The sequence below is a fragment of the Parasphingorhabdus sp. genome, from assembly GCF_036964675.1.
Lineage (GTDB): Bacteria > Pseudomonadota > Alphaproteobacteria > Sphingomonadales > Sphingomonadaceae > Parasphingorhabdus.
In genome coordinates, this window is record NZ_JBALTF010000020.1 from 24,917 (window position 1) to 35,305 (window position 10,389).

Annotated in this window: 8 protein-coding genes, 1 pseudogene and 1 riboswitch; all 9 genes and pseudogenes read left to right on the forward strand. The window is 58.8% G+C overall.

Translation table 11 applies throughout. The features are described 5' to 3' along the window. Nucleotides 1–109: 109 nt before the first annotated feature. Nucleotides 110–1,003 (forward strand): UDP-N-acetylmuramate dehydrogenase, encoded by an 894-nt coding sequence (gene murB, locus V7665_RS05545; RefSeq protein ID WP_335663543.1) that lies wholly within the window; start codon nt 110–112, stop codon nt 1,001–1,003. Beyond that, nucleotides 1,000–1,932, forward strand: coding sequence for a D-alanine--D-alanine ligase (locus V7665_RS05550; RefSeq protein ID WP_335663544.1), 933 nt, complete (start codon nt 1,000–1,002; stop codon nt 1,930–1,932). The genes murB and V7665_RS05550 overlap by 4 nt, the downstream gene beginning before the upstream one ends. Continuing rightward, a complete protein-coding gene (locus tag V7665_RS05555; protein WP_335663545.1) occupies nt 1,929–2,810 on the forward strand; it encodes a cell division protein FtsQ/DivIB in 882 nt (293 codons plus the stop codon). Before V7665_RS05550 ends, V7665_RS05555 begins: the two co-directional genes overlap by 4 nt. A 74-nt stretch (nt 2,811–2,884) precedes the next feature. Further along, nucleotides 2,885–4,144 (forward strand): cell division protein FtsA, encoded by a 1,260-nt coding sequence (gene ftsA, locus V7665_RS05560; RefSeq protein WP_335663546.1) that lies wholly within the window; start codon nt 2,885–2,887, stop codon nt 4,142–4,144. 106 nt (nt 4,145–4,250) lie between these two features. Continuing rightward, nucleotides 4,251–5,759 (forward strand): cell division protein FtsZ, encoded by a 1,509-nt coding sequence (gene ftsZ, locus V7665_RS05565; RefSeq protein WP_335663547.1) that lies wholly within the window; start codon nt 4,251–4,253, stop codon nt 5,757–5,759. A gap of 155 nt (nt 5,760–5,914) precedes the next feature. After that, nucleotides 5,915–7,744, forward strand: coding sequence for an SPOR domain-containing protein (locus V7665_RS05570; protein WP_335663548.1), 1,830 nt, complete (start codon nt 5,915–5,917; stop codon nt 7,742–7,744). After that, the gene (locus V7665_RS05575) at nt 7,741–8,892 is read left to right on the forward strand and encodes a deoxyguanosinetriphosphate triphosphohydrolase (RefSeq protein WP_335663549.1); all 1,152 of its coding nucleotides are present in this window, start codon (nt 7,741–7,743) and stop codon (nt 8,890–8,892) included. The genes V7665_RS05570 and V7665_RS05575 overlap by 4 nt, the downstream gene beginning before the upstream one ends. A gap of 132 nt (nt 8,893–9,024) precedes the next feature. After that, entirely contained in the window at nt 9,025–9,684 is a 660-nt protein-coding gene (locus tag V7665_RS05580) for an NAD(P)H-binding protein (RefSeq protein WP_335663550.1), read from the forward strand. 231 nt (nt 9,685–9,915) lie between these two features. Further along, nucleotides 9,916–10,017: riboswitch (glycine riboswitch) on the forward strand. Nucleotides 10,018–10,211: 194 nt separating this feature from the next. Further along, nucleotides 10,212–10,389 (forward strand): annotated as a pseudogene (locus V7665_RS05585) (glycine cleavage system aminomethyltransferase GcvT); the annotation flags it as partial.

Sequence of the window (10,389 nt, forward strand, 5' to 3'; positions counted from 1 at the left end):
TCCTCAGCGGCTTGCCGTTCGTCCTGAGCCTGTCGAAGGACAATTCTCGTCTTGAGCTGCACTTCGACAAGCTCAGTGCGAACGGCCTCGATTTGAATGGCGTGGATGTATGACCACTCTTGCCCTCCCTGTCACACGCGGCAAGTTGACCGAAGACGCACCGCTGGCGCCGCTCGTCTGGTTCAAGAGCGGCGGAACTGCTCAATGGCTGTTCGAACCAAAAGATATCGACGATTTGCAGCAATTTCTCCGCGATCTTGATCCGGCGATTGCGGTCTGGCCCTTGGGCCTAGGGTCCAACCTTATAATCCGCGATGGGGGCATCCAGGGCGTGGTGGTCCGATTGGGCAAGGCTTTCGCGGGTATCGAAGCGGATGGAATGACGCTGCGTTGCGGTGCCGGCGCACCCGGTATTTCGGCCGCCAGCACGGCTCGCGATCATGGCATCGCCGGGATGGAATTTCTGCGCGGCATTCCCGGCACCATCGGCGGCGCGGTGCGCATGAACGCCGGAGCCTATGGCCGGGAAGTCTGTGACATATTGCAGAGCGCTGACGTGATCCTGCGCAACGGTGATCTGGTGACCATTTCGCTTGCCGATATGGGCTATACCTATCGCCATTCGGCCCTGCCCGAAGGGGCCATTGTCGTGAGCGCAACATTCGTCGGCAAAAGCGGTGATCCTGCGACCATTGGCGCCGAGATGAAACGCATCGCCGAAGAGCGCGAAGCCTCGCAGCCGCTGCGTACCAAGACCGGCGGTTCCACCTATAAAAACCCCGAGGGCAGGAAAGCCTGGCAACTGGTTGATGAAGCCGGCTGCCGTGGCCTGCAAATCGGCCAGGCGCAAGTGTCGGAAAAACACTGCAATTTCCTGATCAACCTCGGCGGCGCGACCTCTGCGGATATTGAAGCGCTCGGCGAAGAAGTGCGCGAGCGGGTCAAGGCGCATTCGGGCATAGAGCTGCAATGGGAAATCCAGCGCGTGGGAAATGAAGCATGACCGCCAAAGACAAAAAGAGCCTCCACATCGCAGTTCTCATGGGTGGCTGGTCCGCCGAACGCGAAGTGTCTCTGAGCAGCGGCAATGGTATCGCCGATGCGCTGGAGAAAAACGGCCATCAGGTGACCCGCGTCGATATGGACCGCAATGTCGCGCTCGTGCTCGACAGCATCAAGCCTGACGTGGTTTTTAACGCGTTGCACGGCGTGCCGGGCGAGGATGGCAGCGTCCAGGGAATGCTCGATCTCATGCAGATTCCCTATACCCACAGCGGACTCGCTACCTCGGTGATCGCGATCGACAAGGAACTGACCAAGCAGCAGCTGGTGCCAGCCGGTATCCCGATGCCCAAAGGCAAGATAATCTCCAGCGCCAGTCTCTATGAGGCCGATCCGCTGCCCCGCCCCTATGTCCTGAAACCGGTCAACGAAGGCTCCTCTGTTGGTGTCGCGATTGTGACCGATAACAGCAATTATGGCAATCCGATTGGCCGCGACGTTGCCGGCCCCTGGCAGGAATTTGACGAATTACTCGCAGAGCCCTTCATCAAGGGCCGCGAACTGACCACCGCCGTTCTGGGCGGCAAGGCGCTTTGCGTGACCGAATTGAAAACAGCGCAGGGCTTCTATGATTATGCTGCCAAATATACCGAAGGCCTGACCCAACATGTCTGCCCCGCCGAAATCCCCGCAGAGATTGAAAAATTATGTCTCGACTATGCGCTGCGGGCCCATCAGATTCTGGGGTGCAAGGGCACGTCGCGCACCGATTTTCGCTGGGATGATGAACAGGGCGCTGCCGGCCTTTTTGTGCTAGAAACAAACACCCAGCCCGGCATGACCCCGCTCAGCCTGGTTCCCGAACAGGCCAAGCAAATGGGGATCAGCTATGAACAGCTGGTCGAACTGATCGTGAGAGAAGCGTTATGACAGCCACCCAGAAACGCACCCATCGGCAGGCCCGGGGGAAACCGCGCAAACATGCCAAACGCAAGGTCCGGCAAGTCTCGATTTTCGACAAGATATTGCGTGCGATGCCGGTCACCGAAGCACAGGTGCAAAAAGGCCTGACCTGGGGGCTGGTCGCGGTGTTCATTCTCGGCGCCTATAGCGTTGCCCATTATTCCGGCATCAATGAACGGATCAAGGCCGAGGTCGCTGCAGCGGTCGGCAAGGCCGGTTTTGAAGTGAAGCGGGTCGAGGTGACCGGCGTCAACCGCATTGACGAGCTGAAAGTCTACGAAATCACCCTGGCGCAGAAAGACCGTTCGATGTTGCTGGTCGACATTGACGAGGTCCGCGAAGCCCTGCTGGCCAATGGCTGGATCAAGGATGCCCGGATTTCTCGCCGGCTACCGGATACTTTGGTCGTGGATATTGTCGAACGTGAGCCTGTCGCTGTCTGGCAAAATCAGGGCCAGCTCTCGCTGATCGACAAAACCGGCTATCCGCTGGAGGAAATCACCAAGGCAGAAATCCCGAACTTGCCGGTCATCGTTGGCAAGAAAGCCAATCTGAAATTTACCCAGCTGGATGAGCTGCTCGACGTCGCACCTGCGCTACGCCCGATGGTGACCGGAGCGACCTGGATCGGCAACCGGCGCTGGGATCTGGAATTTGATAGCGGCGAGACGCTGGCCCTGCCCGAAGGCGAAGAGACGGCCTCGGCGGCCTTGCTGAATTTTGCGCGCATGGATGGCGTCAATCGTCTGCTCGGGCGCGGGGTGGTCCATTTTGACCTGCGCGACGCCGAGCGTGCCTATCTGCGGATGCCGCCGAAACAGGAACCGGAAGATCCGGAGAGTTGATTGGCCAAATAGTTGAGTGCCCAAATAGTCAAAGTGCATGGTGATGATAATGATCGAAGTGAAGGAATAGACTCATGACAGCACGGGTAGAAAAAATCTTCACATCGCTGGATATCGGTTCGTCGAAAATTTCGGCGATGATAGCCGGGCGGATGGACAATGGCGAATTGACCGTTCTCGGCACTGGCCAGCGCGCCAGCAAGGGCGTGAAACGCGGCTATATCGCCGATACCGAGACGACTGAAATGGATGTCCGGGACGCCGTGGAACAGGCAGAGCGCATCGCCGGAACCAATATCGACGACGTCTGGGTCAGCTTTTCCGCTGGCGGTTTGCAGAGCATGCTGACTTCGGTCGAAACCGAATTGGGTGGTCACCGGATCGAACAGGAAGATATTGATCTGCTGCTCGATGCCGGCCGCAACAGCATCGATCCCAAGGGCAAGATGGTTCTGCACGCCCAACCGGCGCTCTATACGCTCGATGGCCTGAACGGGGTCAAGAAACCGAAAGGTCTGCACGCAGATCGTCTCGGCGTGGATATCCACGTCATTCTTGCCGAAGCCTCGCCGGTCCGCAATATCGAGATGAGCGTGCGCGGGGCGCATCTCAATGTGCGATCGATTGTCGCATCGCCGATCGCAGTCGGCACCGCCTGTCTTTCCAGGGAAGAGCGGGAACTTGGTGTGGCGCTGGTCGAAATGGGCGCGGAAGTAACCAATGTTTCGCTGTTCGCCGGTGGCATGCTGGTCGGCCTGACGACCCTGCCTTATGGTGCCGCCGATATCACCGACGATATCGCCTCGTCCTTTGGCTTGCGGCGCGCCCAGGCCGAGCGGATTAAATGTTTCTATGGTTCCGCCACGACCAGTCCGCGCGACAATCATGATGTGATCAATCTTGATCTCGACAAAGGCAGCGAACATTCAGAGGAAGAGGGACGGATTACCCGGGCGCAGCTGATCGCGGTCATCCGGCAACGGCTGGACCATCTGATCGGTGAAATCGGCCGGTCTTTGAAGGAACTGGGCTTTACCGGACCGGTTGGCCGGCAGGTTGTGCTCACCGGCGGCGGTGCCGAGCTTAAGGGTATTGCCGATTATGCGCAGTCGGCGCTGGGACGCACGGTGCGCATCGGTCGCCCGACCGGTCTAAGCGCGCTGCCGGAAGCCCATAGCGGTCCTGCCTTTGCTGGTCTCGCCGGGTTGGCGCTCTATGCCGCGCAGGAACCGGTCGATCTGCGTTTCATGTCCGGAAGTCATCAAAATGTTCACAAATATGGTGGATCTGCCATGTTCGGGCGGCTGCTGTCGGCGATCAGGGGAAATTTTTAGAATTTTGATGAAAATAAATTAACTTTTCGGGTGATTCCGGCGTGAAATTTGTGCAAAGCGTTAAACAAATATGACAGCACGATAAAATGTCTCGGGAGACAGTGAGATGAGTATCAATATTGGCCCACCGGAAGTCGAAGAACTGAAACCGAAAATTGCGGTTATCGGTGTCGGCGGAGCAGGGGGCAACGCCATTGCCAACATGATTGCAGCGCAGGTCGAAGGCGTTGAATTCATCGTCACCAACACCGACGCGCAATCGCTTAACAGCTCTACCGCCGAGCGGCGTATCCAGCTCGGCCCCGATATTACCCAGGGCCTGGGTGCCGGATCGCGTCCCGAAGTCGGTCGTGCGGCAGCAGAAGAAACCATCGATCTGGTCGAACAGGCGCTGGAAGGCACGCATATGTGCTTTATCGCGGCCGGCATGGGCGGTGGTACCGGTACCGGCGCTGCACCCGTGATTGCCAAAGCGGCGCGTGACCGCGGCATTTTGACCGTCGGCGTCGTGACCAAGCCCTTCACTTTCGAAGGCACGCGCCGGATGAAAGCAGCGGAAGCGGGCATCGAGGAGCTGCAGAAGAATGTCGACACTTTGATCGTCATTCCGAACCAGAATCTGTTCCTGGTCGCCAATCCGAACACCACGTTCAAGGAAGCCTTTCTGCTCGCTGATGAAGTGCTGCAACAGGGCGTCCGCGGCATTACCGATCTGATGGTGATGCCGGGCCTGATCAATCTCGACTTTGCCGACGTGCGCAGCGTGATGCACGAAATGGGCCAGGCGATGATGGGCACGGGCGAAGCGGAAGGCGACGGACGTGCGCTGGAAGCCGCCGAAAAAGCCATTGCCAATCCTTTGCTCGACGGTGTGTCGATGAAGGGCGCCAAGGGCGTTATCGTCTCCATCACTGGCGGCGAAGATATGCGTCTGATGGAAGTCGACGAGGCAGCCAATCATATTCGCGAGCTGGTCGATCCAGACGCCAATATCATCTGGGGCAGTGCCTTTAACCCGAATCTGGATGGCCGTATCCGGGTTTCGGTTGTCGCCACCGGAATTGATAGTGACGGCAGCAGGTCGTCATCCGCACCAGCACCTTCCTTTGCCATGAGCAGCCCGGCACGGAAATCGGAAGAAGCTCCGGCTGCACCCAGCTTTGCTTCATCCATCGCAAGCGACGAAAGCGAAGAGGGTTCCGCACCGGAGCCCGAAACCGCATTCGAACCAGAGCCAAGTGCGGAAGCTGAGCCAGCGGCGCCAGCGACTCCGGTCGCAACTTACGGCGATGATGATGATCTTAGCGCGACTCCATCCTTTGCATCGCTGACACCCGGGATAGCATCGGCAGATTCCACTCCCGAGGAGGATGAGCTTGTGCTCGGGGACGACGCCATTCAGCGCGACGATGAAGAGGAAGCGTCTGCGAGCACTCCAGCAAGTCCAGCGCCGCCAGCACCGCGCGTTGCCACCGGTGGTGGGACGTTGTTCGAACGGATGTCCAATCTCACTCGTGGTGGATCAAAGAGCGATGAAGCCGATGATGGCGAGGATGACAAAGCCCGCGATCCACTCGACATCCCGCGGTTTCTGAACCGGCAGAATAACCAGTAAATTCTGGTTCTGGCGGATTGGGTTGAACGGCTGATGGGGCGGCGCGAGGGAGTTTGTCTTTCGCGTGCCACCACTGGCCTTGCTGGCTCGAGGGAACGATTGATTTCATGCGCAATCATTCCTTTATATATCTTGTGAAACATAGATTCAAAATCATGCTGGCCGTTTCTGCGGCGTTCCTGGGCACAATTGTGCCCCAGTTGCCCGCCGTTGCCCAAACCAGCGCTCAGTCCAACAGCGAGAATCTGCAGGATGCGCTGCGCCGCATTGCGCTTGATTCCAATGACTCCTCTGCCCTCGCCGACGCCGGGCTGGCGGCGCTCGAACTGGGCGATATGCGCGCGGCTATCGGTTTCCTTGCCAAGGCGGACCAGATCTATTCCTCCAGCGGCCGGGTGAAGGCCGGCCTTGGCAGGGCGCTGCTGGCAGAGGAAAATCCATTTGGTGCGATCCGCTATTTTGATCAAGCGGTTGTCAATGGCATAGCGGCGCGCGAAATCGCGGCGGATCGCGGTCTCGCCTATGACCTTATCGGACGGAACCGGGATGCCCAGAAAGATTATGAACTGGCGATGCGATCAGGCAGCGACGATCAGCTGATCGAGCGCTATGCGATTTCGCTGGGGATTAGCGGCGACGTTGAACTGGCCGAAGCACAGCTCAGTCCCTTGCTCCAGAAAAGCGACCGTGATGCCTGGCGCAACCGGGCGTTCATCTATGCCATGAATGGCAGGAAAAAGGACGCGGACAATATCGTCGACCAGACGATGGAGCGGAGAATGGCGAAAGCCATCAAACCCTTTTTTGACCGCATGCCCAAGCTGACCGCAGCCCAGAAAGCCGCAGCCGTTCATTTTGGCCATTTTCCCGCTAGCGAGAATATCGGTGTCGATGTGGCGGCCGTGCAACTGGCATCCTCACTGGCTGCCAGAGGGGGCGATGGTGCGGATGCAGGCCTGATCCCCGTCGGAGAGGCTTTCGGCGCTGATACCAAGCGCCCTCGTGTGCTTGCCATGCCCGACAAGTCGCCGCGCCGGCGTCCCGGTGCCGCAGACCGCAGAATGCCCGACAGGAAATCAACCCGGCGTTCGAACAAAAAAGAAGTCGTCGTGCTGGCCGAGACAGAATTGCCGGCGGCGTCCCCTGCAAGTAGCGGTCGCGCGACCGCCTTTGCGCGCGCTAAACCGGCACCCACACCGGCACCTACACCACTGGCGGCAAAGCCCGAGCCAGCACCTGCAGGCAGCCAGCCAGAACCGTTCCAGACCGCCGAAATCAAGCCGGCCAGCAAAAATGCTTCAGCCGGCTTTGCAACCAGTCTTGGTGTCAGCCAGCCTCCAGTGCTGGTATCGCAAACAGTGGAGCGCAAGGTTGAAATCGCTGGCCGCCAGCCCGTTCCCCAGACCATAGCCCAGCCAGCAGTCCGGCGGGTGGCGGAAGGCCCGCCTGCAGCCGAGGCCAGAACAGGCGGACCGGTCAATCTGGTCAATTTCGATCTGGCGCAAACGCGACCGACATCGGTCGAGATGGCAGCGGCTGACCCGGCACCCAAACGGCTTTCCGACATCATCAAGGGCATCGACATTCCGGAACAGGAAACCAGGAGCGAAGTCGTTCCGGTCGATCTGGACGAAATCGAACCGGCCAAGCCGAAGCCCAAGATCATTGCCAAACCAGCTGAAAAAGCCCCGGTCAAACCGAAGGAGCCGGTGCATCCCAAGCGCTACTGGGTACAGATTGCGACCGGTTCAAACCTTAATGCGCTAAAATTTGATTATCGCCGGATGGTAAAAAAACAGCCGGATATGTTCAAGAGCCAGAAGGCATGGACCTCGCCGTGGGGCAATACCCGGCGGCTGGTGATCGGACCATTTGACGACTTCAAGGCGGCCAAGGCCTTCGAAGCGGATTATCGCAAGGATGGTGGCGACGGCTTCGCCTGGGCCAGCGCTGATGGTGTTGAGGTCAACGAGCTCAACAAATGATCCAGTTGCAAAGCTATGCCAGCGATCCGGGCGAAAGCCGGGGCCGGCTCCACGACGAAAAGCGCGAAGTCACCCGCGGCCCACGCGATGATTTCCAGCGCGACCGAGACCGGATCATCCACAGTATTTCCTTCCGCCGGTTGCGCCACAAGACCCAGGTCTTTGTCGCGCCCGATGGTGATCACTATCGGGTCCGGCTGACCCACAGCCTAGAGGTCGCACAGATCGGCCGGACGATGGCGCGGGCTCTGGGGCTGAATGAAGATCTGACCGAGGCGCTCTGTCTCGCCCATGATATCGGGCATCCGCCGTTCGGTCACGCCGGCGAGGATGCGCTGCAGGAAGCTCTGGCCGAATTTGGCGGCTTCGATCACAATGCCCAGACCATCCGGACCCTGACCCTGCTGGAAACCCCATATCCGCGCTGGGACGGGCTGAATCTGACATGGGAAATGCTGGAGGGTCTGGCCAAGCATAATGGCCCGGTGGACAAACCCACCTGGGCGCTGGCAGCGGCCAATGGCGCAATGGATCTCGATCTGCACAGCTGGCCGTCGCTGGAGGCGCAGGTCGCGGCGATTGCCGATGATATCGCCTATGACAATCACGATATTGACGACGGCATGCGAGCCGGTCTGCTGACGCTCGATCAATTGCTCGAACTGCCGTTCATTGCCGAACGCTGGCAGGCGATCCGCGACCGATTTGCCGATGTGGCGCCCGACCGGCTGTTGCCGGAGTTGATCCGCGACCAGATCGGGCTGATGGTCAATGATGTATTGGAAACCACGCGCGCGAACGTCGAGGGTCTGGGCGTCCAGTCCTCGCAGGACGTGCGGCAGGCGGGTCAGATGATCGGCGGCTTTTCCGATGCGATGGCGGAGAAAGAACGCGCGCTCAAAGGCTTCATGTATGAAAATCTCTATCACCACCCCAAGCAGATGGCGGCGGCGGAAGAGGGCAAGATGATGGTTGCCGATCTGGTCAAAGCCTATCGCGAACAGCCGGAATTGATGCCGACAAGCTGGGCCTCGGCTCTGCCCGAGGAAGAACCGGACCGCATCCGTCATATCGCCGATTTTCTCGCCGGGATGACGGATCGCTATGCCCGCAACCGGCACCAGGAGATATTTGGCGAGCGGGTTTAAGCAAAGTGATCCCGTCGCCCCAGCGAAGGCTGGGGATCAAACCAATCATGCGAGTCTCACAAATATCGGTTTGGATAGCAGCCTTCGCTGCTATGACGGTATATCAACAGCCACATCGAGGAACCCCTGACCATGGCCGATAAAATCCTGATCGTCGGAGCCTCCGGCCTGATCGGTGGCCTGCTCACCCGCAAGCTGGTCGAGCAGGGTGCGGACAAGAATCTCCATCTGCTGCTACGGCGGCCCTATCGCGAGGATGTCGGCAAGGCGAAGGTCCATGTCCAGCTACAGGAAAACTGGCCAAAAACCATTGCAAAGATCAAACCTGACATAGTGATATCCTGCCTCGGCTCGACGATGAAAAAGTCGGGGACAAAAGAGGATTTTGCAGCGGTTGACCGCGATTTGGTCGGTGCCGTGGCGAAAGCCGCCAAGGCATCGGGCACAAAGCATTTCATCTCGATATCCTCGGTCATGGCCGACAGCAGCGCGTCCAGTTTCTACCTCAAGACCAAGGGCGAGGCCGAAGACCTGCTCCGCGCCCAAAAGTTCGACCGCCTCGATATCATCCGCCCCGGCCTGCTGCGCGGCGAACGCACCAACGAAAACCGCCTCGCCGAAAGCCTCGCTATCGCCGCCAGCCCGATCATGGACCTGTTATTGCAGGGAAAATTCCGCCGCTACCGCTCGATTCTGGCTAGCGATGTTGCTGATGCGATTTTGGCGCTGATGGGGGAGAGTGTGCGGGGGGAATTTGTGCACGAGAATGATGCGGTCTGGGCGATGGTTTGAAATCGGGGGAAGGCCCACTTAAAGCACCACATCCATATCAATTTGTCACCTCCAGCGGAGGCTAGGGCCTAACCCGCCGGCGATGTGACTCCCGAATTCGGTTTGGATTCCTGCCTGTGCCGGGATGATCCCATAATTTATTCCGCACCGCACAACAGAATCATTGACAGTACTCGCCCGCTGATCCACTCAAGAGGCTGCTTTATGATCGGAGCTTTCGGGCAAGGATCATGAGACGTTGCGGGAGAGTGTTTTTCTATCCCAGCAGACCGAAAAGCCGCCGAAGGAGCAACCGCCCCGGAAACTCTCAGGCTAACGGACCGCAACCGTCTCACAAGCACTCTGGAAAGAGTCTGCCCTAGCTTTAGCGATGGCGGGCCACCGAAGGGGAAATCCTCCTTCGTCGAGGTTGCAGCGGGCTTGTCCGCCGAAGCTTTAGCGAAGGAAGGAAAACTCTCAGGTTCCGTGACAGAGGGGGCAGTTTTGCAGGGCTTTGCTGCGGGCTGTCTTCTTGATGCGGAAATATGATGAGTGAAAATACCCAAAATCTGAAACAATTACCGCTTGGCGACTGGCACCGCGGCCTCGGCGCGCGGATGGTGCCGTTCGCCGGCTATGAAATGCCGGTGCAATATGAAGGCGTGATGGCCGAACATATCTGGACCCGGACCGAAGCGGGCCTGTTCGATGTGTCGCACATGGGGC